Origin of the sequence: Flammeovirga aprica JL-4 (assembly GCF_012844305.1) — a bacterium.
GTDB lineage: Bacteria > Bacteroidota > Bacteroidia > Cytophagales > Flammeovirgaceae > Flammeovirga > Flammeovirga aprica.
On sequence record NZ_JABANE010000038.1, the window covers coordinates 50,494 to 75,298 of the forward strand.

Sequence of the window (24,805 nt, forward strand, 5' to 3'; positions counted from 1 at the left end):
AACATAAAATATTAAGTAAGATGGAAGCATTAAAAGCAAGCAAAGAATTTTTATTTTCAAGCGAACTACCTTGGGAAGAAGTAGGACCAGGTTTGAAACGTCAGATCATGGGTTACGATGATAAAATTCTAATGGCGAGAGTACTTTTTGAAAAAGGAGCAATTGGTACTGTGCATGAGCACCACCACAGTCAAGCGACTTATGTGGTATCGGGTAAATTTGAATTGCAAGTTGGTGATGAGAAGAAGGTAATCGGTCCTGGAGACGGATTCTACATTCCTCCTCACGTTGATCATGGTGCTGTATGCTTGGAAGCAGGCGAGTTGATCGATGTATTTAGTCCTATTCGTGAAGACTTTTTCGATCAAAAGTAATGGCTACAGGAATAAAATTACCAGAAGAAGAGGTAAGGGGGAAATCCTCCTCTTCTTCCGGAGCCTTTAAGCTGAAAGGTCTCCGTTGGTGGATCATCGGATTGGTATGTTTGGCAACAGTCATCAACTACATTGACCGTTTGGCAATGGCAATGATGTGGCCTGATATTGCCCAAGATCTGAACATGACAAAGAACGATTATGCATTGATCTTGAACGTCTTTATGATTGCTTACGCAATTGGTCAGTCAGTGTCAGGAAAGATGTTTGATAAGATTGGAACGCGACTAGGGTTTGTAGTTTCGATTACCGTTTGGGGTATTGCAACAATGCTTCACGCAGTGGCTAGAGGAGTAACTTCATTTGCAGGATTTAGAATAATGCTGGGAATGGGTGAAGCAGGCAACTGGCCGGGAGCAGCAAAGAATAATGCAGAGTGGTTTCCAGTGAAAGAGAGAGCTTTAGCACAAGGGATTTTCAATTCAGGTGCGGCTTTAGGTTCTGTAATCGCACCACCTTTGATTGCCATTGTTTGGGCAACTTACGGTTGGGAAAAGACCTTCTTATTCCTTGGTGGATTAGGTTTGATTTGGGTCATTCCTTGGTTAATTATCAATAAAGGAATTCCAGCAAAGCACCCGTGGATTACAAAAGCGGAGAAGGAATTTATCCAAGGTGATCAAGAGGAAAAGAAAGAAGAAAAGCCAGGGTTAAGTATGAAGTCGATCCTTTCTCACAAGGCTTCATGGTCAGTATTAATGTCCCGTTTCTTTATTGAACCTATCTGGTGGTTATTTGTAGGTTGGATGCCGTTATATCTTTCAGATACGTATGGGTTCAATGTAAAAGAAATTGGTTACTTCGCATGGGTACCTTATGTAGGTGCAGCACTTGGAAGTTTATCAGGAGGTTATTTCTCAGGGAAATTGATGCAAGCAGGAGCATCGGTCGATCAAGCAAGAAAAAGAACCATTTTTATCGGTGGAATCATCATGTTTGTTGGTCTATTGGCAACTATATTTTTGGCGGATAGTGCATTGAAATTTGTACTGATTGTAGCCATGGTATTGTATGGTTTCCAGTTTGTAATCAGCAACATTCAAACTATACCAAGTGATTTATTTACAGGTAAATCAGTAGGGTCATTGGCAGGACTTGGAGGTACGGTAGGTGTATTTTCGGTCATCATTATGAATTTTTTAGTACCAGTTATTTCAAGCTACTCTTACGTGCCCATCTTCGTGATGATCGCAGCGTTCGTACCATTAGGAGTAGGGTCGATCTATCTGTTTGCTAAAGAAATCAAATCAATTAATTAAAAATCAACCTCTCACTTATTCATTCTCAGTTATCACGAGATAGCTAATTTATTTCATTTCAGAATAAGTGAGAACAAACAAAATCATTATGTTATTAGAAAACAAAGTAGCCATCGTTACTGGCGGAGCAAGAGACATCGGAAAAGCAATTTCATTAAAATTAGCAAGTGAAGGAGCAAAAGTAGTGATCAACTATTTTGATAATGAAGCACAAGCAACACAAACTTTAATAGAGATTAAAGCGGCAGGTGGAGATGCTATCATCGTTCAAGGTGATATGACGAAGAAAGAAGACGTAGACAACGTAGTAGCCCAAGCAACTGAGGCTTATGGTGATCAAGTAGACATCTTAGTGAACGTGGCTGGTGGTTTAGTAGCAAGAAAGAAAATCGATGAAATGGATCTTGATTTCTTCAACTTCGTGATCCAATTGAACTTAAATACAGCATTCTTAATGACGCAAGCAGTGGCTCCATTAATGCCAAAAGGTAGCTCAATTGTCAACTTCGCATCACAAGCGGGTAAAGACGGTGGCGGACCAGGTGCAAGTGCATACGCTACAGCAAAAGGTGCATTGATGACGTTCACGCGTTCAATGGCAAAAGAATTAGGACCAAAAGGTATCAGAGTGAACTCACTTTGCCCAGGTATGATTGCAACGACTTTCCACGATACATTTACAGCAACAGCAGTACGTGAAAAAGTAGCAGTTTCTACACCACTTGGTAGAGAAGGTAGAGCAGAAGAAGTAGCTGATTTTGTAGCATGTTTAGCATCAAATCAGTCTTCATTTGTTACTGGTACAAATATCGATATCAACGGAGGATTAATGTTCTCATAGTATGAAGAAGGTCGTAACATTTGGCGAATTACTTTACCGTTTTTCGCCAATGGGCAACCTTCGATTCTCTCAAGCCAACCAATACGAAGCAACTGTAGGAGGTGCTGAAGCCAATATCGCTATTTCTCTGGCACAGTACGGAAGTGAAGTGGAGTACGTGAGTATTGTTCCTGATAATGCATTGGGACAGTTTGCAGTACGTGAAGTAAAAAAATGGGGAGCAGGAGTAGAAGGAGTCCAATTTGGAGGAGATAAAATGGGCATGTACTTCCTTGAAAAAGGAGGTTCTCTAAGAGGAGGAAATGTCATTTATGATAGAGCAGGAGCGAGTATCACACACGTAGATGCAAATACATTTGACTGGGATAAAATATTGGAAGATGCTGATTGGTTTCACTGGTCAGGTATTACGCCAGCTTTATCAAAAGGGGCAGCAGCTGCGAATCTTGCCGCTGTAGAAGCCGCTTTTAAAAAAGGAATTCCAGTGTCATGTGATCTGAATTACAGAAGCAAACTCTGGAAGTACGGTGTGGCCCCGAAACACATCATGCCTAAACTATTGGAGAATACGACAATTTGTTTAGCCAATGAAGAAGATGTTGCTAAGTATTTAGGCATTGTTCCTCAGGAGTCAGATTACGAAGAAGTAGAAGGTTTTGATAAGCGTTGTTATAAGTTTATCAGCCGAGAAGTAATGAAAGCATTTCCAAACTTGGATTATGTGATCACTACTTTAAGACAAACCATCAACGCTTCTCACAACAGATGGTCGGGCGTAAGTTATGATGGAGAAAACTTTGTTAGAGGTGAAGTACATGAAATTCCATCTATCATTGATAGAGTAGGAGGAGGTGATTCGTTTATGGCGGCTTATATCCATGGAAAAAGAAAATTTGTGGTAGACAAAGAAGCATTGGATTTCGCATTGGCCGCATCCGCTTACAAACTTTCGATTCCAGGCGATTATAACATTGCCACAGAGGAGGAAGTATTCCAGATCATGGATAAAAACAGTATCAAAAAAATCAATCGATAAAATGGCAAGATTCAGTAGAATTGAAGTAGCCTTGAGCATGAAAGAAGGTGGGATTGTTCCCGTCTTTTATCATGCCGATGCCACAGTGTGTTGGGAAGTGGTAAAAGCATGTTATAATGCTGGAATCCGAGTTTTCGAATTTACAAACCGAGGAGATAATGCCCACAAAGTTTTTGATGAGGTATTAAAGAAAGTGATTAAAGAAGCCCCTGAAATGAAAATGGGTGTGGGGTCAATTGTCGATGACGTAACAGCCGGATTATACATTCAAAATGGAGCTGATTTTATCGTTTCACCACTGTTGAACCCAAGTATTGGAAAGGTTTGCAATCGTAGAAAAGTAGCTTGGATGCCGGGTTGTGGTTCTGTTACAGAGATTTCTTATGCAGAAGAATTGGGAGCTGAAGTCGTGAAGATTTTCCCAGGACTACAAGTTGGTGGACCTGAGTTTGTAAAAGGAGTCAAAGCACCAATGCCTTGGTCGAGCATTATGCCAACAGGCGGAGTGCAACCTCAATTCGATGAATTAAAAAAATGGTTTGATGCAGGAGTGCATTGTGTTGGACTAGGCTCACAGTTGATGGATTCAAAAATGATTGCCTCAGGTAACTTCACTGCATTGGAAGAACATATTAAAAATGTCTATCAAATAGCTCAAGAAGCGATGGGCAGAGAAACTGTACTTGTATAATTTTGATAAAGCGATGAACAGACTTTTTACATTAACACTACTTTCTTTCTTTTTTATTAATGCTCAATGCAAATCGGATGCTGTTGAACCTTCTGAGGAAATAGAGGAGATTATTAAAGAAGTAGACGATGAACTGACAGAAAAAGACACAACTAATACAACAAACGAAGATACTGTAACCGTAACTCCAGACTATAATCTTCCATTCGTTATTCTTAATTTAAATAATTGGAAATTAAATGCGTTTGAAGGAGAATTAGACAATTTGGAGTACGTCGATAGAATTTCTGATTTAGCCAATTATTCCAATGAACATTGGTTTTATTCATCAGCAGAAGATTGGGTGACCTTTAAATGTTATGCAGGTTTTCCTACCTCTTCAGGTTCTGGAAATCCTCGTACAGAATTAAGGGAATTGGAGAGTGATGGAAAAACCAACAGCTATTGGGATGGAACAAAAGGAACTCATCAAATGGAATGGGAAGTGAATGTAGAGCACTTGCCGAGTTCTGGAAAGTTATGTTTTGGACAGATTCATGGGCCTTCAGATTCCTATGATGATGTCATCAGAGTACAATTCCAAGGAGATAAAAACCAAGGTGAAGGGGATGTACGCTTAAAAATAATGGGTTGGGTAACTGAAGAAAATGGAGATTTCTCAGGTGATTTTATTGATGGAGATTGGGCTTTGGATACTGTTTATAGATTCCGATTAATTTTCGAAAATGAAAACCTGATTTTATATTCAATTGTGAATGAAGAACCTATAGAAATTTACCGTTTTGAAGGATGTGGAAGTACTGAAAATTACTTCAAAGCAGGACTTTATATGCAATCCATGCAAAACAAACCATACAATTTGGAAGATTATGGACAAGTCTCAATGTCTTACTTGTCAGTCACACATCAATAAGTATTTGTAGGGATATTGCACTGCAATATCTAACGGACCACCAAAAAAAAACACCAAGAATTATCATAGTTTTTTATATAGTGAAACACTTTTTTATCAATTGTCACAAAGGATCCTAACTAACATTATTAACAGTGTGCGGTACGTATTTGGTTTCAAATGCATACCATATAAACTAAATAAACAGCATAACAACTTCAGAATGAAATGCAAAAATGCACACAAATTAAATGAATTATGAACAACCAGTTTTTAAAGGGAAAACTATTCTCTAAATCTATTTTGGGAACAATGCTTATTGCAGGAGCAATGAGCTGTACAAACAACCAGCAAGAAATTACAGTTGCTGAAGAAACCAGCCTTCAGAGCAGTAATGCCAGAACAGCAGTCGCTATAAGTAACAGTGGCTTTGAAAGCAGTTGGAGTGGTTGGTCGGATACGGACCCATCTGCTATTTCAGGCGATGCCAACTCTGGAACAGGCGCTGCCAAAATCACAGGAAGTGGAGGGTCATTTGCTCAAGATGTAAATGTTTCTTCTAATACAGATTTTGAAGTATCGGCTTATGTGAAAGGCAGTTGGAGAATTTCAGCAACAGTCAATGGCAACAAAACTTCAAGAAGTGGAAATACTTCTGATTGGAAAAAAGAAACAGTCGCATTTAGTTCTGGATCAGCAACTACTGTGACCATTAAAGGTGAGTATTATAATGGAGAAGGCCGTTATGATGATTTTGAATTGATCGCATTGGATGGTTCATCTACAAATCCTCCTGCTTCTGCAGAACAATTAGCGGTGAGTGGAGTAGCGGCTTCATCAAATGATGGAAATGTTCCTCAAAACACTGTTGATGGGAACTTGGCTACAAGGTGGTCAGCGAATGGAAATGGCCAATGGATCCGTTACGATTTTGGTTCTGTGAAAAATGTAGAGTCAGTATCAATTGCTTGGTTCAAGGGCGACCAAAGAGCAAGTACTTTTGAAGTCTTAGCAGGAGATGCTACTGATGCATTAAGTGTTGTGCATTCGGGAGTGTCAAGTGGAACCTCTTTAGATCTTGAAACCATTTCATTAAGCAATGTTTCAGGGCGTTATATTCAAATTGTCGGTTATGGAAATACTGCTAACTCATGGAATAGTATCACAGAGTTTGAAGCATTTGGAACGGATGGTGAAGGTAATGGCACAGATCCAACGGATCCTACTGACCCAACTCCAGGAGGTGATTATCCTTATGATGTATTAGGGTTACAAAATTGGAAGTTGAATGCTTTCTCAGGGACATTAAACAATCCTACTTTTGTAGATCAAATTCCAAATTTGGATACCTATTCAAATGATAATTGGTTCTATACAGATGGCTCAAAGGTCTTCTTTAAATGCTATGCAGGATATCCTACATCATCAGGTTCAGGAAACCCGAGAACAGAATTAAGAGAGTTAACTGCCAATGGTTCTAGTAATATTTATTGGGATGGTGGAAGCGGTACTAACCGTATGGAATGGAAAGTGACGGTAAATCAATTACCAAGTTCAGGAAAACTTTGCTTTGGTCAAATTCACGGTCCTTCTAGCTCTTATGATGATGTCATCAGAGTACAATATGAAGGTGATCCTAACCAATCTTCAGGTTCAGCAAGATTGAAAATTATGGGTTGGGTAACAGAAGAAAATGGAGATTTCTCTGGTGATTTTATTGATGGAAACTGGGCATTGGATCAAGAAATGCATCTTGAACTGATTTTTGAAAACAGCAATGTAGTGTTGTATTCTATCAACAATGGTTCAAGAACTGAGATCTACCGTTTCAACGGCTGTAATAGTGATTCAAACTATTTTAAAGCAGGTAACTATATGCAATCTATGAAAGGAAAGTCATTAGATACAAGCGATTATGGTTTAGTTTCAATAAGCTATTTGAAAATCACTCACTAATAAAGTATGGGCGTTGCACTGTAACGCCCATGCAATACATTTAAATTGTATTTTTTTGAAAACGGACGAATATATACCTACTATCAGTGTTCTTTACCACATATAAGTAATAGTCTTATAGTTTCACATTATTGAAGAATGACGTGTGGATAGATTAAGTAAAATAATAGTGTTTTTACGATGTTTTTATTGGTAATTGAGTGTCTCCTTTTTTGGGAAATACTTGAAACCACACGTATTTATTCATGAGAAAAAAAAAGTAGAGATAGGTTTTTCCTATACTCTACTTTCTTCATTTTAGACTTAAGTACTATGATGTACACTATTCACCGTACACTGTGTAAGGTGTATAATGTACAAGCAGTACGGTGAATAGCGTACTGTGTGTACGGTGGGTAGTATACGGGTAGAGTGAGCTTGAAAAAGTTTTACAATGGAATATTTCCATGTCTCTTTCTAGGGTTATGATCCACTTTATTTCTAAGCATATTGAAAGCGGCAATCAATCGTTCCCTTGTATTTTCTGGCTTGATGACTTCATCAATATAACCTCTGTAAGCGGCTCTGTAAGGATTCGCAAATTCCTCTGTATACTCTTCAATCTTTTCTTGTAATTTAGCTTCAGGATCTTCCGCACTTTGAATTTCTTTTCTGAAGATAATTTCCGCCGCGCCTTGAGCACCCATCACCGCAATTTCGGCTGTAGGCCAAGCATAATTCAAATCTGCACCAATATGTTTAGAATTCATTACATCATAAGCACCACCATATGCTTTACGTGTAATGACTGTAACTCGAGGAACTGTTGCTTCACAAAAAGCATAAAGCAATTTCGCACCATTTGCAATAATACCATTCCACTCTTGATCCGTGCCCGGAAGGAAACCAGGAACGTCTTCAAAAACAAGTAAAGGGATATTAAAGGCATCACAGAAGCGAACAAAACGAGCCGCTTTTTTAGAAGCATCATTATCCAAAACTCCTGCTAATACTGCCGGTTGATTGCCTACAATACCAATACTTTTTCCACCCAAACGAGCAAAACCTACTACAATATTTTCGGCATAAGCCTCATGTACTTCAAAGAATGTATCTTTATCAATTGTACCGTGAATGACATCACGAATATCATAAGGTGTGTTAGGATTATCGGGAATGATATCATTCAGTTCAGTTCTCACCTCAGAATTGACTTCCGAATACTCATAGCGAGGGGAATCCTGCTCACAGTTTTGAGGGATATAACTCAATAATTTTCTGATATTTTGAAGAGCAATTGCTTCATTGGCTGCTGTAAAATGTGTAACACCACTTTTAGTGCTATGTGCAGAAGCTCCACCCAATTGTTCTGAAGTAACTTCTTCATGCGTCACCGTTTTTACAACATTAGGCCCTGTCACAAACATGTAGGAAGTCTGTTCTACCATCATAATAAAGTCTGTGATGGCAGGGGAGTAAACTGCACCACCAGCACAAGGTCCCATAATACAAGAAATCTGAGGGATCACCCCAGAAGCACGTGTGTTTTTATAAAAAATATCGGCATAACCTCCCAATGATTTTACGCCTTCCTGAATACGAGCACCCCCCGAATCATTCAAACCGATAATAGGTGCACCATTTTTCATGGCAAGGTCCATTATTTTACAGATTTTCTCTGCATGTGACTCTGAAAGCGAACCACCAAAAACAGTGAAATCCTGAGAATATACATATACAAGTCGTCCTGAGATTTTACCAAACCCTGTAATTACACCATCTCCAAGGTAGTGTTCTTTGTCCAGTCCAAACTGAACCTCTCGGTGTCTTACAAATTTTCCTACTTCATGAAAAGTATTCTCATCTAAGAGTAATTCTATTCGTTCACGGGCGGTTAGTTTACCCTTTTTGTGCTGGGTTTCTATTCTTTTTTCTCCACCGCCAAGCTCTGCCAAGCGGTTCATTTCTTCTAATTGCTGAAGCTTATCCTTCATGTTGTTTATTTCTAGTGTTTTGGTTTGTGTTAATTTGAAACTAAGAAAAAAACAGAAGACATAAAAAAAGGGAGCGATATTTTTCGTATCACTCCCTTCTTTCATTTTCGAAAACTTATTAATTTGTTTTATCAGAAGATTCTTTAGCGTTGCCGTGATTTTTTACAGAGCCAATTCCTGATGCTTCCATTTTGATATACTGCTCTGCATTTACATGCATACTTCCAATACCATTACATTCAGCTACAAGATCTCTTACTACAAAGTCTTTGGCCATCACTTTGCCAATACCATTACATTCCATAGTGGCTTTATTTGCTTTTCCCTTTAAAGTGATTTGGCCAACACCATCAAATTCAAGGTTAAACTCATTAGCAGACAAGACTAATTCATTATCACCTACGCCAGAATAATTGAAGTCAAGATTATTGAACTTCAAATCTCCTTCGCTAGTAATTTCTCCTACCATTGCAGTTCTGATTTTTGTCAAATCAACAAATTGAACATAAATGACAGGTCTGTTCTTTTTCCATTTTGTTGACTTTTTTTCTTCTCCATCTTCTCGATTTCTAAATTCGATTTGATCGCCTTTTTGTGTAAAAGTAATTTCTTGGAGCTGTTTTTCGGTGCCTTCAATAAAAGCTTTTGGAACATCTCCTTGTTTAAGGACTAAGTCAAACTCACCGTTTACTTTGATTGAAGTAAAGTCTTTGACATCAAGTTTTTCGGTATTTACATCTTTTTGAGCGAATACAGATGAAATAGAAATTAAAATGACACTTGTTAATAATAGTAATTTGTTCATAAATGAAAGTTTTCTTTTAAAGACAAAAGATAAATTGAAAAGTTGCATCAATATATAATATTTTTTGGAGGAAGTTGAAAGGAAGTAACACTAGACTTTAAATATTCATTTTATTCTTAATAAAAAAAATGTATTACCCCGTTCAAAGGGTAATACATAAGGGTAAAGAAAAATAGATTAATATTTCTATTTTTGACTTATCATTTCATAAAATTTTGTCATAATAATCAGTCAGATTCAACTGTAATTCAGTAGTTATAATCTGTATGTATAGTTTGTAACCACCATGATAACAGGATTTTATTTTCTTTCGTTTATTGTTCTTCTAATTTTCAAACAATGTGTTTAAAAAGTCATAAAAAAAGCACCACATTATGGAAATGTGGTGCTTAGGAATTTATACCTTAAGGATGAACTATCTCATCTCTTTGTATTTGTTGATCAATTGATTTGTAGAAGAATCATGAGAAGCAACTTTATCATCGTTTTGTAATTCAGGAAGAATTTTGTTCGCTAATTGCTTACCTAATTCTACACCCCATTGGTCAAAACTGAAGATGTTCCACATTACACCTTGTACGAAGATTTTGTGCTCGTACATTGCGATCATCGCACCCAATGTAAATGGAGTTAACTTTTTGAATAAGATTGAGTTTGTAGGACGGTTACCTTCAAACACTTTGAATGTCTTTAATTTCTCAATCTCTTCGTCAGATTTACCAGCTGCTTTGAATTCAGCAACTACAGTTTCCTCAGACTTACCTGTCATCAATGCTTCCGTTTGAGCAAAGAAGTTAGATAATAACTTAGGGTGGTGATCACCGATAGGGTTTTGAGAAACTGCAGGAGCAATAAAGTCCGCAGGAATCAATTTAGTACCTTGGTGGATCAATTGGTAGAATGCGTGCTGACCGTTTGTACCTGGCTCACCCCAGATGATTGGACCAGTTTGGTAGTCAACAGGATTACCCGCTCTATCTACACATTTACCGTTTGATTCCATATCACCTTGTTGGAAATACGCTGCAAAACGGTGCATATACTGATCGTAAGGAAGTAAAGCGTGGCTTTCAGCACCAAAGAAGTTGTTGTACCAAACACCTAATACCGCTAAGATAATAGGAAGGTTTTCACCAAATTCAGCAGATTTGAAGTGGTTGTCCATTGCGTGAGCACCTTCTAATAACTCTTCATAGTTATCATAACCGATGCTGCAAGCGATAGAAAGACCAATTGCCGACCATAATGAGTAACGACCACCTACCCAGTCCCAGAAACGGAACATGTTTTCAGGAGCGATACCAAACTCTCTTACTTTTTCTTCATTTGTAGAAAGAGCAACAAAGTGCATCATGATATGATTTTCGCTTTTCGCTGCATTCAAGAACCACTCTCTCGCAGAATTAGCGTTAGTCATTGTTTCTTGCGTTGTAAACGTCTTAGAAGCAATGATAAATAAAGTTGTTTCAGGATTTAAACCTTTTAATGTCTCAGAGATATGAGTTCCGTCAACATTTGAAACAAAGTGAATGTCGATATTAGTTTTGTATGGTTTTAAAGCCTCAGTCACCATATAAGGACCTAAGTCAGAACCACCAATACCAATATTTACAACATCAGTAATAGCTTTACCCGTATAACCTTTCCACTCTCCAGAAACTACTTTATTAGTAAATTCTTTCATTTGGCGTTTTACGTGGTTCACTTCAGTCATTACGTCCTCTCCGTCAACTGACATAGGGGCGTTAGACTGATTACGTAATGCTACGTGATAAACAGCACGATCTTCTGTTTGGTTGATATGCTCTCCAGCAAACATTGACTTGATACCTTCAGCTACACCTGTTTCTTTTGCTAAGTCAAGTAATAACTGGAATGTTTTCTCGTCAATGATATTTTTTGAGAAGTCAACAAAAATATCTTCAAACGTCAATGAGAATTTCTCAGCTCTATCTGCATCCGCACTGAATAATTCATTCATATGTACGTTTTTCATTTCAGCATAATGAGCTTCAAGTGCTTTCCAAGCGTTTGTTGAAGTCGGATTTACTGTTTTCAACATGTTATATCTGCTTTTTTGTATAATTAATTTCTAAATAAAAGGAAGCTTTTCGCTTCAAGTCACAAAATTACAATTTCATAGGAATGTAACAAGTTGATTTTACTCACACTTTGATGATTTTGCCTACTATTTTTAATTCAACGGATTGATATCATAGAATAAAACTATTATGAAAACAAAAAGAGCATACTTTTTAATCGTATGCTCTCTTCAATTTTATGGTGTATTTTAAATAAAAGACTCTTAGTCTTCTGATTTTTGCATATGTACCACTCTTTGAGGGAATGGGATTTCAATACCAGCCTCATCAAATGCAAGTTTTGCAGCTTCAGTAGTTTCAAACAAAACATTCCAGTAGTCATTCACACTGATGTGTACCCTTAATTGTAAATCTACTGAACTGTCACCGAGATTTGTTACCCAAACCACAGGTTTCTCAGGTTCTTGATTGATTCTTTTATCATCTTTCACAAGACCTAATAAAACTTCTCTAGCCAATTTAATATCAGCACCGTAAGAAATGCCAATAGGGATATCGCATCTTACAAAACCTTCTCTGGTGTAATTTTTAATCACACCGCCTGCCAATGCACCATTAGGAATAAAAACATGTCTACGGTGTGGTGTAATAACAGTAGTGGCAAATAATCCGATATCATGAACAACTCCCAAGTGACCTTGAGCATCAATTAATTCTCCTTTCCTGAATGGTCTTAAAGTGAGGATCAATGCACCTCCTGCAACGTTTGCAAGTGAGCCTTGTAATGCTAAACCAATGGCTAAACCTGCTGAACCCAGCATTGCGATAAACGAGGTAGTTTCTACACCCGCTTGACCAATTGCGGCTACAATGATAATTACTTTAATAATAATCTTTGTAATTGAAACCAAGAAGTCCACTAAAGCTTGGTTGTCAGAATACCTTTTTTTGACTTGGGTAGAAACAAAGTTGCCTGCTTTATTTGCTACGAAAAAGCCAATGATTAGAATAGCTAATGCCCCTAATAACTTGAAGGCATACTGATTGACAAAATCCATTGTAGAAACAACGATTACATCTTGATATTGAGAGATTTCTTCCATTTGTAAGGATTTATTAAAGGATAGATTGAAAAACGAGGTATTTATAGTTACATCTAACAACTACAATTAAAATCAATAATTGCTGATTCTTAAGAAGCAAAATGAGGATTGTAGTTATGGTGTCGTTTTCAGAAAAAAATTTAGTTAAATGAAATATAAATTAATAGAGCCAAGTATACTTAGATACTTAGATAGTATAAAATTAAAATTATTTTTCAGAATATTGTAATTGGAAAAAGAAAAATGACTGCTTTTTTCAATTAAAAACAAAGATTACATGTCAGATTATACAAACTTGGTAATTGAGGAGTTAAAAGAAGCACAGGATGTTTTAACTCGTTTTTTATCAGATACTAATAATATAAAAGCAATTGAAGCTGCTGCAGATCTTCTTGTTGATGCTTTTCAAAAGGATGGTAAAGTGATTTCTTGTGGAAATGGAGGTTCACATTGTGATGCCATGCATTTTGCAGAGGAGTTGACGGGTAGATACAGAGAAGATAGACCTTCAATTGGTGCTATTGCTATCTCAGACGCAAGTCATCTTTCTTGTGTAAGTAATGATTACGGCTATGAGTTTGTCTTTTCAAGATATTTGGAAGGTGTAGGAAGGAAAGGAGATGTTTTGTTTGCTTTGAGCACTAGTGGTAATTCACAAAATATCGTTAATGCCATTAATACTGCACAGCAAAAGGGTATTAAGGTGATTGCATTAACGGGTAAAGATGGAGGAAAAATGGCTGATATGGCTGATGTTGAAATTAGAGTGCCTCATTTTGGTTTTGCTGATCGTATTCAGGAAATTCATATAAAAGTCATTCATATTATTATACAGCTTATTGAAAAGAAGCTAGGATATTAATAGGAATGACTATTACGAAAAAGACTTAAACGTCTGAATCATCAAATTTAAGAGGGAGTTGTATCGAGAAAGTTGCACCTCCCTCTTTGTTGTTAAAGGCATTAATTTCACCTTTATGTTGTTTGATTATATCCTTACAAATCATCAAACCTAATCCTAATCCATCTTTTTTAGTAGTGAAAAAAGTTTCAAAGAGGTGATCTAAGTCTTTGATACCGCCACCATTGTCGATGATACTTATACCCACTCTATCTTTTAGAAGATTTGTTCTGATTTTTATAAAGCCACCTTCTGGAGTATGCTCTTTCACAGCTTGATAAGCATTATCAATAAGATTGATGAAAATCTGTGAAATTTTACCACCTAGACATGTTATTTCTTCCACTTTTAAATCATATTCTTTAATAACCTCAATATCATCATATTTATATTTCTTATGAAGGAGGTTTAAAGTAGTGTCAAGGTTTTCATGGATGAAATAAGGTTTAGGGAAACCATGATTGCTTTTTACCACATTTTTTAATTCTGCAGAAATATCCATGATTCTCTTTACTCCATCTTGAATACCATCAAGCAACAATTTACATTCCTCAATATCCTCTACTTTTTCCTCATCCACTTCGTCCATGCCATTTACAAACTCAAGTAACTCTTCAAGTGTATCTTGGATAGGCACTACATTGTTGTAAATAAAGTTTGTAGGGTTATTGATTTCATGAGCCACAACAGCCATCATCTGACCTAATAAAGCTAACTTATCATTTTTCTCTAGCTGTTCGAACATCTTTTTGGATTGTTCCAACGCCTCCATCAATTCAATATTTTTTTCTAAAAGCTTTTCATTAAGTTCATGTTCTTCAAGTGCTTTTTGATCAATAATCACCTTTTGCTTCTGAATTTCCTTTGCCTTTTCTGTAAGCTGTAAGCTAAACTGTCTGAATCGCTTAGATTTCAAATTGAGTAAGTAAAGAATGATAGCGAAAAGGGCAAAAACCACAAAAAGTGCTATGATGAAATACTGCTGATTTTTGATCTGATCATTTGAAATTTTACGTTCATAATTGAGCTTGTCAATTTCTTTTTCCTTGTTCGAAAGCTGAATGGAGTTGTCAAGCATTTGAGCTTTTCTCAGCTTTTCAGTATCATTAAAAAGCTGTAAATACTTCAAATTATCTTTTAAGGCTCTATTTTCTTCCATCAAATTACCCTTAGCATGATAGGTTTTTACCAGGATTTCTGAAAGTTGTAAGGCTTCAAATACTGCAGGCAACTTTTCTGCAATGGCTAAACCACTGCTGGCATAGATGATCGATTGGTTATAATTACCCAAACTGAATTCTACATCCGCTTTTTTTATCAATACTTTAGCCTGCCCAAGTGGTTGTTGCAACTCAAGAAAACCTTCATAAGCTTTATCATAATTCTCAAGAGCCCATGACAAGCTGTCTTGAGAACTGAAAGTGTAAGTCAAGCCAATGTATTCGTAACATTTATACTCTAGCGATTTGTAGTCGGCTTTTTGTGCTTCTTCAAGGGCTATGAGAAATTTAGAACGGGCCAAATGTGGGTTGCCTCCATTCAAGAAGGCTTTTCCTATACTGAATTCAGCCACCGCAATTCCATTTGTATCATTGATAGACAGTCTTGCTTCTCTTGCTTTATTATAATTTTCAAGTGCAATGTCATATTTCCCAGCAGATAATTGTATATCACCAAGGTTCATATAACAATAGCCTATCATAGAGTTGTTTTCTTCCTTCTGACTGATAATCAGTGCCTCTTTCATATTTTTCAGGGCTTCATATTGATTCCCTTGAAAATAGAATAAATTACCAATATTAATATAAGCGTATCCTTTTTGAGGTGTGTCGTTTAATATATCTGATTGCAATAAAGCGTGCTTATAAAAATCTAAAGCTTCGGTATAATTTCCCAGATTACGGTGCGCTACCCCCATAAGGTTGAGTACCTTTGCCGTGTTCTTAAAATTTACATCTGATTTTGTATCCTGAATTAATGCATTACCAAGTGTTAGTGTTTTTTCTGGTGCTATGTCTCTGTACTCCCACATAAGGTCAATCATGGTATTCCACTTTTGAGCTTTTGAGAGATTTGGTAACTCACTTTCCAATTGTTCAATCTTTTTATTCTGAGCTTGAACAGGGTGTAATTGAAATAGAGAGAAAATAAAAAGTATGCCTAAAAAGTTCTTCATATGACATGTAAAATAGATAGAATGTCATCTAAATTCTACCTTAAAACAATGTTATCAAACGATAAGTTAATAAACATTTTTATATCCATTAAATTTTAATTGTTAATCCTGTTTAAGTTCAAGATATATTTATTGCTTCCATTGTTCATTACTTCGAAACCGATAAGGGTGTTTTCCTTAATTTTCTCTCTCTTTTTTAATTCCTCATTCCAATTGAAAACAATAGGAGAGGTGTGGCCAATATTAACGAACCCTAATTTTGTAAAGCTCTCACCCATAGACCAATCAGAGTCTGTATAAGTCATAATATCATCTGGTGAATACTCTTTGATAAAGTGCTTTAATATCTTACTTAATCCTCCAACTACGGTATGATAATTAAGGTTGCAATAGCGGATCAATTCATAAGATTGATGTGCTAAACCTTCTCGGTCATTTATTTTTCTTTTTCCACTAAAAGAAGCTACTGCCATTAATTTTTCCCCTTTAAAAAGCCCGAACTTGATTTTTGAACTTGAAGAACCACTGATATGATTCTTTTCCATAAAGTCATTTAAAGTATGAATGTCAATTCTCTTAATTTCCAAAGTTCTTCCATAAATCCTTTTAGAAATGCCAATGAGCCCGGCAATTCTTGATAAGACGGCATTTTGTTGATTGTTCCATACATCTGACCATAAATGAATAATACGCTGTTCTGAGAATGAGGAATCGATAGAGGAGAGCAAGTAATTAGTATGCCACTCTTTGTGTGCTTTAGAAGGGTTTATAAAGTGGATTTTAGTTTTGATACTTTCAAGGGAAATAAAAGAATAAGGAGAGATATCTTTATGTTTATCAATAGTATACGTAATATTATTTTCTTCCAAATAATGGAATAGGGGCTGTAGGTTATCCATATTTTTCTCCTTTTTTATTTCGACTTTAATGCATCAAGAGTCATGTTAATGTATGAAAATTACATAACGAAAGACCCCTTTTTTTATAATAAACATTGCAAGAAGGTTAATTTTTTGCAGATTTGTTTGTTATAAAATGAGCTTACTCTATATTTGCCTATTAAATATATAGGGTAATAGAATTATTAATTTTACTCTTATTCAAAAAACGTATGAGCGAAGCAACGAATATACATCCGATTTTTAATTCTCTTCTATCAAGAGAGAAAAAACAAGAAGCATTAAATCAAAAAGGCATTGTTCTTTGGATGACAGGTCTTTCAGGATCTGGAAAAAGTACATTGGCTAGAGCATTAGAATTTGCTTTACATGATTTAGGTTACAATACCATGCTTTTAGATGGAGACAACCTTAGAACAGGCATTAATAGCAACTTAGGCTTCTCAGAGGAAGATCGTACTGAAAATGTAAGAAGATCAGCTGAGGTGTCAAAGCTTTTTGTTAGTTCAGGATTGATTACAATTTGTTCTCTAATCAGCCCTACAGAGGAAATTAGAGCTCAGGCAAGAGATATTATTGGTGAAGAAGATTTTTACCAAGTACATATAGATGCACCTTTTGAGGTGTGTGCGGAAAGAGATGTGAAAGGACTTTATAAAAAAGCACTGGCTGGTGAGATCAAAAACTTTACTGGTTTGGATTCTCCTTTTGAGATTCCTGCAGACCCGTTTGTAAGAATTCCTACACATACTCAAACTTTGGAAGAGAGCTTAAAGCAACTTCTTGATGCTGTTCTTCCGGTCATTAAATTATCAAACATCAAATAACTTTAGAATGCAGTCTTATACACTGACCCACTTAAAACAACTCGAGTCAGAGGCTATCTATGTATTTAGAGAGGTAGTATCTCAGTTTGAAAGACCAGCTATGCTATTTTCTGGTGGCAAAGACTCTATTGTCATGTTGCACCTTGCAAGAAAAGCATTCTGGCCAGGAAAAGTGCCTTTCCCGTTAATTCACGTGGATACTGGACACAACTTCCCTGAGGCCATTGATTACAGAGATTGGCTGGTAGAAGAATATGACTTGGATCTAATCGTAGGATCTGTTCAAGGGTCAATTGATAAAGGAACTGCAGTCGAAGAAACAGGCACCAACCCAAGTAGAAACGGTTTACAAGCGATTACTCTTTTAGAAACTTTAGAAGAGTACAATGTAGATGCAGCTTTTGGTGGTGGCCGTAGAGATGAAGAAAAAGCGAGAGCAAAAGAGCGTTTCTTCTCTCATAGAGATGAGTTTGGACAGTGGAACCCTAAGAACCAACGTCCAGAATTATGGACGTTGTACAATGGTCGTTACAATGACTATGAGCACTTCCGTATTTTCCCTATCTCAAACTGGACTGAAATGGACGTATGGCAATATATCGCTCAAGAGAAAATTGCTTTACCTTCAATCTACTTTGCTCATAAGAGAAATGTAGTGAATAGAAATGGAATTTTATTAGCAGAATCTCCATGGAATACGCTTCTTAAGGATGAGGTTTACGAGGAGAAATTGATTCGTTACCGTACTTTAGGAGACATGACTTGTACAGGTGCTGTATTATCTGATGCAGATGATTTAGCAGGAATTATCCAAGAGGTAGCTTCTTCAAGAACTACTGAAAGAGGAAACCGTTCGGATGATAAGAGATCTGAAGCGGCAATGGAGGAAAGAAAATTACAAGGTTATTTCTAAACGAAGTACTAAGCCAAAAATAGTTGATAATTAATTCTTAATTATTTTTTGTGAGTACAAAGTAAATAAACGTATTAATAATGGTGCTATTAAAAGTTTATTTTAAGGCAGTAATCGCAAAACAATCATAAGAATTAATATTAAATAATTTTGTCTTTGTACTTGTATTAACTACAAAAAACAATGAGCGAAACAGTATTAAACAATCCAAGTATTAGAAGAGAGGAGTCTGCTTCAGCAGTAGATCAATCTTATATGAATATGGACTTACTTCGTTTCACTACTGCGGGTAGTGTGGATGATGGTAAGAGTACTTTAATTGGTCGTTTGATGTATGACACAAAGTCAATCTTCGAAGATCAATTAGAAGCAATCGAAAAATCAAGTAAGACAAGAGGTGACGAAAACGTAAACCTTGCGTTATTGACAGATGGTTTGAAAGCAGAGAGAGAACAAGGTATCACGATTGACGTGGCTTACCGTTACTTTGCTACTCCAAAACGTAAGTTTATCATTGCGGATACTCCTGGTCATATTCAATACACAAGAAATATGGTAACGGGTGCTTCCACTGCAAACTTAGCGATCGTATTGGTAGATGCTCGTAATGGTGTGATTGAGCAAACAAGACGTCACACCTATATTGCTTCTTTATTGAAGATCAAGCACATCATTGTTGCTGTAAACAAGATGGACTTGGTGGATTACTCTGAGGAACAATTCAATAAAATCAAGAAGGATTTCTTAGAAATGTCTTCAAAGATTGGTATCGAGGATATTCGTTTTATTCCTATTTCAGCATTGAAAGGGGATAACGTAGTGGATGACTCAGAAAGAACACCTTGGTATACAGGTGGTGCTTTATTAAGCAATCTTGAATCAGTAGAAATCAGCAATGATCATGATTTAGAGAACGGTCGTTTCCCAATCCAAAGAGTTATTGAAGCGGAAGGTTTCAAAGGATTCGGCGGTAGAGTAGATGGCGGTATCATCAAAGTTGGAGATGAAGTAGTAGCTTTGCCTTCAGGTGAAAAAACTACAATCAAGACGATTGAAACAATGGATGGTAAGATTGAAGAAGCTTTCCCTCCAATGTCTGTAGTAGTAACACTAAATGATGATTTAGATTTGTCAAGAGGTGAATTACTTGCCAAAACAGATGCTGAGCCAAAGAGTGCTACTGAGTTTACAGCTACTTTATGCTGGATGAACAAAAATGCATTGGTACCAAATAATAAATACATTTTAAGACATACTTCAAACGAAGTGAGTGCTGAAGTTGCTTCTATTGATGATAAACTAGACATCAATACAATGGAAAGCTTGAACGATGTAGATGATCTTAAGATGAACGAAATTGGTAAGGTAACAATCAGAACTTCTGAACCAGTGATGATTGATGCTTATACTAAGAATAGGGCTACAGGAAGTTTGATTCTGATAGATGAAGAATCAAATGAAACAGTAGCGGCAGGGATGATCACTGCATAAGGAAATAAAAAAGCGGAACCTCAAAAATTGAAGTTCCGCTTTATTTTTACTATCTGATCGCTCTTTCTTTTTATAGAAAGAGGTTGGAATTTTAATCAAATAACTGACTAAGAGAGAAAACACCCCCATATGGAAGTGTTTTCAATTATTTACTTTTCACCTATTTTTCCTCTACAAGACCTACGAATACGGTATCATCTTCTATCTTTATCGGAAATGTAGTGATAGAATCCTCGCATCCGTTCAGGTTTTCACCTGTCTCAAGAGAAAAAGTCTTTTTGTGATAAGGGCATGCCACTTTAGGTGTCTGTTCCTCACCTTGCGTACCAATGATTCCTCTTGCAAGGATCATCTGCTTTTTATGAGGGCATAAATTTTGTGTAGCGAACCATTTATTAATGGTAGTGAAGTTGAAAACGGCTATTTGTTGATCTTTATAAAGTATAGATGAACCTCCGTCTTCTGGAAAGTCACTTACATGTCCTGCTTTGACCCATGTAGTAACTTGATCTAATGTATTATGTTCAAATGTCATTGTATTCTAATTTTTAAGGAATGGGAAATAGAAGTGCAGTATTTCGATGAATAATGCACTTCTTTTGTTTTGTCAACTCTTGTCTTAGTACATTACCAAGCAACTGGGAAACGTTGACCTCTTTCTCTCTTGAATTTTTGCGTTGGATCATGAGAATCATCGTTGCTGAAGTGAGTAAATCTCTTTCTCATTTCAGGATCATTGATTGCTGCTTTCCACTCGCAAGTGTAATGAGCAATTAAGATCTTCATGTCATTTTCCAATTGTTCGCCAATTCCAAGAGAGTCTTCACAGATTACTTGCTTCAAGTAATCAATGCCACCCTCTAATTTCTCTTGCCAAGGAGCAGTTCTTTGTAATGGCTCAGCAGTTTTGATGTAGAACATTAAGTATCTATCTAAGTACTTAATTACAGTTTCTTTATCAATGTCACCTGCTAATAGAACAGCGTGCTTAGGATTTGCACCACCGTTACCACCAACGTACAAGTTCCATCCTTTCTCCGTAGCGATGATACCAAAATCTTTACCTCTAGCTTCAGCACATTCACGGATACAACCAGAAACACCACCTTTCAATTTGTGTGGAGATCTTAAACCTTTGTATCTGTTTTCCACTTCAATAGCAAAACCTACTGAATCGTGAAGACCGAATCTACACCAAGTACTACCTACACAACTCTTTACAGTACGAAGTGATTTACCATAAGCGTGACCACTTTCGAAACCTGCATTGACTAATCTTTCCCAGATTAATGGAAGGTCGTTTAGACGAGCACCGAATAAGTCAATTCTTTGACCACCAGTGATTTTAGTATATAAATCAAATTCTTTTGCAACCTCACCAATTACAATCAGTTTGTCTGGAGTGATCTCACCACCTGGAATACGAGGTACTACAGAGTAAGAACCACCTTTTTGGATATTTGCTAAGAATCTGTCGTTTGTATCTTGAATTGTTGACTCTTTTAAGATCAAGTCGTTCCAAATACTCGCTAGAAGTGAACCTACTAATGGCTTACAAGTTTCACAACCACCGCCACTACCATACTTCTCAAGTAGCTCAGTATAAGATTTGATTTCATTTACTTTGATCAAATCAAACATCTCTTGACGAGTGTAAGGGAAGTGCTCACAAATTTCTTTACGAACTACTGTACCCATTTGTGCAAGAGTATCTTCAAGGATGTTGTTGACCATTGGTAAACAACCACCACAGCCAGTACCTGCTTTCGTAGCAGCTTTTATACCGTTGATGTCCGTTACACCGTCGTCTTTGATGCTACAGCAGATGTCGCCTTTCGATACGTTTTCACAAGAACAAACTTGAGCTGTATCAGGAAGAGCGTCAACACCCATTCCAGCACCACCTTCTTCACCTGAAGATTTGATGATTAAATCTTGTGGATGTGGAGGTAAAGCCATTTCATTGATAAACATCTGGTGAAGCATGTTATAATCATCAGCATCACCGATTAGAATACCACCTAATAGCTTTTTACCTTCTAAATCAACATTGATTCGCTTGTAGATACCGTTTTTCTTATCATTGATTGAGATTGGATAATGTGGGATATTATCACAGAACGGATCACCAAAGCTCGCTACATCTACACCAATTAATTTTAATTTGGTAGACATATCACATCCAGTAAATGTATATTCTTTATTATCATTGGCTATTTGCTCGGCTACAACCTCTGCCATATCGTATCCTGGAGCAACTAACCCATAAATCATATTTTCATAAGAAGCACACTCTCCAACTGCAAAAATCTTTTCATCTGAAGTTTGCATTAATGAGTTTACTACGAAACCGCCTCTTTCAGCAACTTCTAAACCTGCTTCTTTTCCTAATTCATCTCTTGGTCTGATACCCGCTGAGATAATTAGCATATCAACATCCAAAGAAGTACCATCAGAGAATGCCATTCCCGTCATTGTCTCTTCTCCTTCAATATTACTAGTAGCTTTACCTAATAAAATGTCGATACCAAGATCTTCCATTTTATTCTTTAGTAATAAACCACCTTCTTCGTCAATTTGTCTCGGCATTAATCGAGGAGCAAATTCTACTACTGAAGTTTTTAAGTTCATGTCAATAGCTGCTTTCGCTGCTTCCAAACCTAAAAGACCTCCACCAAGTACTGCTGCAGATGAAGCTTTTTTGCCGTAAGCCATCATCATTTCCAAGTCCTCAATAGTTCTATAAACAAAAACGCCTTTTTTCTCCACTCCTTTAATAGGAGGAACGAAAGCTGAACTACCCGTTGCTAATACTAAGTAATCATACTCATACTTTGAATTAGTGTGTGTAGTCACATATTGTTCTTCTCTATTGATTTGAGATACTTTTTCGCTAGTGATTAGATTGATACCATTTCCGTCGTACCAATCCTTAGGTGCCATAGTAAGTTTGTCTGCATTTTCGTCCTCGAAATAAGCACTTAAATGTACCCTGTCGTATGCCGGACGAGGTTCTTCGCCTATGACAGTAATTGATGCGGATGAATTTTTCTCAACAAGCTTTTCACATAGCTTATAACTAACCATACCGTTTCCTACAATAACTATTCTTGCCATAATTGATTCTGTTTAATATTGATTTTAAGTAAAACTACGTATAATTACTGAAAAGTCAATACTACTTACTTAAAAAATGAATTATTTGATGAAAAAAGTCACTGTTTAGATTAATTCTAAGTATTTTTTTTGTTCTATATACGTATTTATTCTTTCTTTTTCTCTTAATAAATAGAAAGATAATTTCCTTTTACATTAATAAGGTATAAACTCTAAGTAAAATTACTTTAAATGTATAATCTACAATTATTACTATTAATCAATGAATAAATGAAAAATATATTTTTATTGTTTAATAAATGTGTCTAGTCATTGTTATATTTTAAGTTATTATTTAACTATACACTTTGTAAGAGTTATACTTTTTACCTCAAAAACAGTTATATGTGAGGTGGATTACTTAAAAATTACGTAAAAAAATTGCAAAAATAAGTATATATACGTAGTTTTGTTTTAACAATTCACCTAAACACTAGAATTATGACACCAACTTTTTATTTAATCGGAGCAGGTCCTGGAGACGTAGAACTACTTACTTTAAAGGCAGTACGTATTTTAAAGGAGAGTAAAGTAGTATTATATGATGCATTAGTATCGGAAGATATTTTGGCGCTTATTCCTGATCACGTAGATAAAGTTTACGTAGGAAAAAGAGCAGGTGCTCATCATTTAAAACAAGAAGAAACAAATGAACTGATCGTTGAGAAAGCATTTGAATACGGATCAGTGACTAGATTAAAAGGTGGTGATTCCTTTGTGTTTGGTAGAGGACAGGAAGAGATCGAACATGCTCAGAATTATGGAATCGACTGCGAGGTTGTTCCTGGTATTTCTTCCTCTTTGGCTGCGCCTACTTTAGCAGGGATTCCTGTAACGAAAAGAGGTATTAATGAAAGTTTCTGGGTAGTTACAGCAACAACTTGCTCAGGAGGACTGTCAAAAGACTTGACGCACGCGGCTTCTTCTTCAGCTACTATTGTTATTCTAATGGGAGTTGGGAAATTAGAATTGATCTCTCAGTTATTCTCTATGTATCGTAATGAAGATGAGCCAATTGCTTTGGTTCAAGATGCATCATTACCCACACAGAAAATTGTAACAGGTACATTAGGTGATATTGTTGAAAAGGCAAATGAGAAAGGAGTAAGACCTCCTGCAGTTATTGTGATTGGTGAGGTAGTGAAGTTGGCTGAAAAGCAATCATTGGTGTCTATGGTAAAGAACTCTATATAACTCTATTAATAAATTTAAGTGTTTAAAATAATCTATTTCTCTGGCAAAAAGATATTGTAATGTCCTGAAAAAACGATACAGTTTTTCAGTGAATTAATTTCGATATAAGACTCAATAATTTTAAGAATTATTGGGTCTTTTTTTGTGGGTAACCTTCAGTTTTTTTCTTTTCGCTACCGCGGGTTCCTCAAATTTATCGATGCAAAATTGATTCGC

At 36.4% G+C, this 24,805-nt stretch carries 20 protein-coding genes; 12 read left to right on the top strand and 8 right to left on the bottom strand.

The window, feature by feature from the left end:
* The first annotated feature begins 20 nt into the window (after positions 1 to 20).
* The 7 genes from HHU12_RS14965 to HHU12_RS14995 all read left to right on the top strand — a co-directional run bounded on the left by HHU12_RS14965 (position 21) and on the right by HHU12_RS14995 (position 7,109).
* Positions 21 to 374 carry a cupin domain-containing protein gene (locus HHU12_RS14965; RefSeq protein ID WP_062614710.1) on the top strand — a complete coding sequence of 118 codons (354 nt, stop codon included), beginning with the start codon at positions 21 to 23 and terminating at the stop codon, positions 372 to 374.
* A complete protein-coding gene (locus HHU12_RS14970; RefSeq protein WP_169657556.1) occupies positions 374 to 1,693 on the top strand; it encodes an MFS transporter in 1,320 nt (439 codons plus the stop codon). The genes HHU12_RS14965 and HHU12_RS14970 overlap by 1 nt, the downstream gene beginning before the upstream one ends.
* A gap of 88 nt (positions 1,694 to 1,781) precedes the next feature.
* Positions 1,782 to 2,534 (top strand): SDR family NAD(P)-dependent oxidoreductase, encoded by a 753-nt coding sequence (locus HHU12_RS14975; RefSeq protein ID WP_169657557.1) that lies wholly within the window; start codon positions 1,782 to 1,784, stop codon positions 2,532 to 2,534.
* A gap of 1 nt (position 2,535) precedes the next feature.
* Positions 2,536 to 3,570 (top strand): sugar kinase, encoded by a 1,035-nt coding sequence (locus HHU12_RS14980; RefSeq protein ID WP_169657558.1) that lies wholly within the window; start codon positions 2,536 to 2,538, stop codon positions 3,568 to 3,570.
* A 1-nt stretch (position 3,571) separates the two neighbouring features.
* A complete protein-coding gene (locus HHU12_RS14985) occupies positions 3,572 to 4,261 on the top strand; it encodes a bifunctional 4-hydroxy-2-oxoglutarate aldolase/2-dehydro-3-deoxy-phosphogluconate aldolase (RefSeq protein ID WP_169657559.1) in 690 nt (229 codons plus the stop codon).
* Between the two features lie 13 nt (positions 4,262 to 4,274).
* The gene (locus HHU12_RS14990; RefSeq protein WP_169657560.1) at positions 4,275 to 5,174 is read left to right on the top strand and encodes a polysaccharide lyase family 7 protein; all 900 of its coding nucleotides are present in this window, start codon (positions 4,275 to 4,277) and stop codon (positions 5,172 to 5,174) included.
* Positions 5,175 to 5,411: 237 nt separating this feature from the next.
* Positions 5,412 to 7,109 (top strand): polysaccharide lyase family 7 protein, encoded by a 1,698-nt coding sequence (locus tag HHU12_RS14995; RefSeq protein WP_169657561.1) that lies wholly within the window; start codon positions 5,412 to 5,414, stop codon positions 7,107 to 7,109.
* Positions 7,110 to 7,537: 428 nt separating this feature from the next.
* On the opposite strand, the gene HHU12_RS15000 is transcribed toward HHU12_RS14995, so the two are convergent.
* The 4 genes from HHU12_RS15000 to HHU12_RS15015 form a co-directional block, all read right to left on the bottom strand.
* Positions 7,538 to 9,082, bottom strand: a complete 1,545-nt coding sequence (locus HHU12_RS15000; RefSeq protein WP_169657562.1) for an acyl-CoA carboxylase subunit beta — start codon at positions 9,080 to 9,082, stop codon at positions 7,538 to 7,540.
* Between the two features lie 118 nt (positions 9,083 to 9,200).
* Entirely contained in the window at positions 9,201 to 9,887 is a 687-nt protein-coding gene (locus HHU12_RS15005; RefSeq protein WP_169657563.1) for a head GIN domain-containing protein, read from the bottom strand.
* 415 nt (positions 9,888 to 10,302) lie between these two features.
* Positions 10,303 to 11,949 (bottom strand): glucose-6-phosphate isomerase, encoded by a 1,647-nt coding sequence (gene pgi, locus HHU12_RS15010; protein WP_205959891.1) that lies wholly within the window; start codon positions 11,947 to 11,949, stop codon positions 10,303 to 10,305.
* Positions 11,950 to 12,192: 243 nt separating this feature from the next.
* The gene (locus tag HHU12_RS15015; protein WP_169657564.1) at positions 12,193 to 13,032 is read right to left on the bottom strand and encodes a mechanosensitive ion channel family protein; all 840 of its coding nucleotides are present in this window, start codon (positions 13,030 to 13,032) and stop codon (positions 12,193 to 12,195) included.
* A 277-nt stretch (positions 13,033 to 13,309) separates the two neighbouring features.
* On the opposite strand from HHU12_RS15015, the gene lpcA reads away from it, so the two are divergent.
* The gene (lpcA, locus tag HHU12_RS15020; RefSeq protein WP_169657565.1) at positions 13,310 to 13,894 is read left to right on the top strand and encodes a D-sedoheptulose 7-phosphate isomerase; all 585 of its coding nucleotides are present in this window, start codon (positions 13,310 to 13,312) and stop codon (positions 13,892 to 13,894) included.
* A 25-nt stretch (positions 13,895 to 13,919) separates the two neighbouring features.
* On the opposite strand, the gene HHU12_RS15025 is transcribed toward lpcA, so the two are convergent.
* A complete protein-coding gene (locus tag HHU12_RS15025; protein ID WP_169657566.1) occupies positions 13,920 to 16,109 on the bottom strand; it encodes a tetratricopeptide repeat-containing sensor histidine kinase in 2,190 nt (729 codons plus the stop codon).
* A 95-nt stretch (positions 16,110 to 16,204) separates the two neighbouring features.
* A complete protein-coding gene (locus HHU12_RS15030) occupies positions 16,205 to 17,008 on the bottom strand; it encodes a hypothetical protein (RefSeq protein WP_169657567.1) in 804 nt (267 codons plus the stop codon).
* A gap of 212 nt (positions 17,009 to 17,220) precedes the next feature.
* On the opposite strand from HHU12_RS15030, the gene cysC reads away from it, so the two are divergent.
* From cysC to cysN, 3 genes are all read left to right on the top strand, one after another.
* Positions 17,221 to 17,835 (top strand): adenylyl-sulfate kinase, encoded by a 615-nt coding sequence (gene cysC / locus HHU12_RS15035; protein WP_169657568.1) that lies wholly within the window; start codon positions 17,221 to 17,223, stop codon positions 17,833 to 17,835.
* A 7-nt stretch (positions 17,836 to 17,842) separates the two neighbouring features.
* A complete protein-coding gene (gene cysD, locus HHU12_RS15040; RefSeq protein ID WP_062614695.1) occupies positions 17,843 to 18,748 on the top strand; it encodes a sulfate adenylyltransferase subunit CysD in 906 nt (301 codons plus the stop codon).
* A gap of 183 nt (positions 18,749 to 18,931) precedes the next feature.
* Positions 18,932 to 20,239 (top strand): sulfate adenylyltransferase subunit CysN, encoded by a 1,308-nt coding sequence (cysN, locus tag HHU12_RS15045; RefSeq protein WP_169657569.1) that lies wholly within the window; start codon positions 18,932 to 18,934, stop codon positions 20,237 to 20,239.
* A gap of 160 nt (positions 20,240 to 20,399) precedes the next feature.
* Here cysN and nirD read toward each other — a convergent pair whose 3' ends face one another.
* Together nirD and nirB are read right to left on the bottom strand one after the other, a co-directional pair.
* Positions 20,400 to 20,774: a nitrite reductase small subunit NirD gene (nirD, locus tag HHU12_RS15050; protein ID WP_044204817.1), complete on the bottom strand. Its 375-nt coding sequence runs from the start codon at positions 20,772 to 20,774 to the stop codon at positions 20,400 to 20,402.
* Positions 20,775 to 20,866: 92 nt separating this feature from the next.
* A complete protein-coding gene (gene nirB / locus HHU12_RS15055; protein ID WP_169657570.1) occupies positions 20,867 to 23,356 on the bottom strand; it encodes a nitrite reductase large subunit NirB in 2,490 nt (829 codons plus the stop codon).
* Positions 23,357 to 23,836: 480 nt separating this feature from the next.
* Between nirB and cobA the strand changes: the two genes are divergently transcribed.
* Positions 23,837 to 24,589 carry a uroporphyrinogen-III C-methyltransferase gene (gene cobA / locus HHU12_RS15060; RefSeq protein WP_169657571.1) on the top strand — a complete coding sequence of 251 codons (753 nt, stop codon included), beginning with the start codon at positions 23,837 to 23,839 and terminating at the stop codon, positions 24,587 to 24,589.
* The last annotated feature ends 216 nt before the right edge of the window (positions 24,590 to 24,805 follow it).

What these genes read in the sequence shown, in the direction of transcription:
- HHU12_RS14985 (WP_169657559.1), top strand. Translation starts at nt 3,572, where the DNA reads ATGGCAAGATTCAGTAGAATTGAAGTAGCCTTGAGCATGAAAGAAGGT.
- HHU12_RS14990 (WP_169657560.1), top strand. Translation starts at nt 4,275, where the DNA reads ATGAACAGACTTTTTACATTAACACTACTTTCTTTCTTTTTTATTAAT.
- HHU12_RS15025 (WP_169657566.1), bottom strand. Translation starts at nt 16,109, where the DNA reads ATGAAGAACTTTTTAGGCATACTTTTTATTTTCTCTCTATTTCAATTA.
- nirB (WP_169657570.1), bottom strand. Translation starts at nt 23,356, where the DNA reads ATGGCAAGAATAGTTATTGTAGGAAACGGTATGGTTAGTTATAAGCTA.
- HHU12_RS14980 (WP_169657558.1), top strand. Translation starts at nt 2,536, where the DNA reads ATGAAGAAGGTCGTAACATTTGGCGAATTACTTTACCGTTTTTCGCCA.
- cobA (WP_169657571.1), top strand. Translation starts at nt 23,837, where the DNA reads ATGACACCAACTTTTTATTTAATCGGAGCAGGTCCTGGAGACGTAGAA.
- cysD (WP_062614695.1), top strand. Translation starts at nt 17,843, where the DNA reads ATGCAGTCTTATACACTGACCCACTTAAAACAACTCGAGTCAGAGGCT.
- pgi (WP_205959891.1), bottom strand. Translation starts at nt 11,949, where the DNA reads ATGTTGAAAACAGTAAATCCGACTTCAACAAACGCTTGGAAAGCACTT.
- HHU12_RS15000 (WP_169657562.1), bottom strand. Translation starts at nt 9,082, where the DNA reads ATGAAGGATAAGCTTCAGCAATTAGAAGAAATGAACCGCTTGGCAGAG.
- cysC (WP_169657568.1), top strand. Translation starts at nt 17,221, where the DNA reads ATGAGCGAAGCAACGAATATACATCCGATTTTTAATTCTCTTCTATCA.
- HHU12_RS14975 (WP_169657557.1), top strand. Translation starts at nt 1,782, where the DNA reads ATGTTATTAGAAAACAAAGTAGCCATCGTTACTGGCGGAGCAAGAGAC.
- HHU12_RS15015 (WP_169657564.1), bottom strand. Translation starts at nt 13,032, where the DNA reads ATGGAAGAAATCTCTCAATATCAAGATGTAATCGTTGTTTCTACAATG.
- HHU12_RS14970 (WP_169657556.1), top strand. Translation starts at nt 374, where the DNA reads ATGGCTACAGGAATAAAATTACCAGAAGAAGAGGTAAGGGGGAAATCC.
- HHU12_RS15005 (WP_169657563.1), bottom strand. Translation starts at nt 9,887, where the DNA reads ATGAACAAATTACTATTATTAACAAGTGTCATTTTAATTTCTATTTCA.
- cysN (WP_169657569.1), top strand. Translation starts at nt 18,932, where the DNA reads ATGAGCGAAACAGTATTAAACAATCCAAGTATTAGAAGAGAGGAGTCT.
- HHU12_RS15030 (WP_169657567.1), bottom strand. Translation starts at nt 17,008, where the DNA reads ATGGATAACCTACAGCCCCTATTCCATTATTTGGAAGAAAATAATATT.
- HHU12_RS14965 (WP_062614710.1), top strand. Translation starts at nt 21, where the DNA reads ATGGAAGCATTAAAAGCAAGCAAAGAATTTTTATTTTCAAGCGAACTA.
- lpcA (WP_169657565.1), top strand. Translation starts at nt 13,310, where the DNA reads ATGTCAGATTATACAAACTTGGTAATTGAGGAGTTAAAAGAAGCACAG.
- HHU12_RS14995 (WP_169657561.1), top strand. Translation starts at nt 5,412, where the DNA reads ATGAACAACCAGTTTTTAAAGGGAAAACTATTCTCTAAATCTATTTTG.
- nirD (WP_044204817.1), bottom strand. Translation starts at nt 20,774, where the DNA reads ATGACATTTGAACATAATACATTAGATCAAGTTACTACATGGGTCAAA.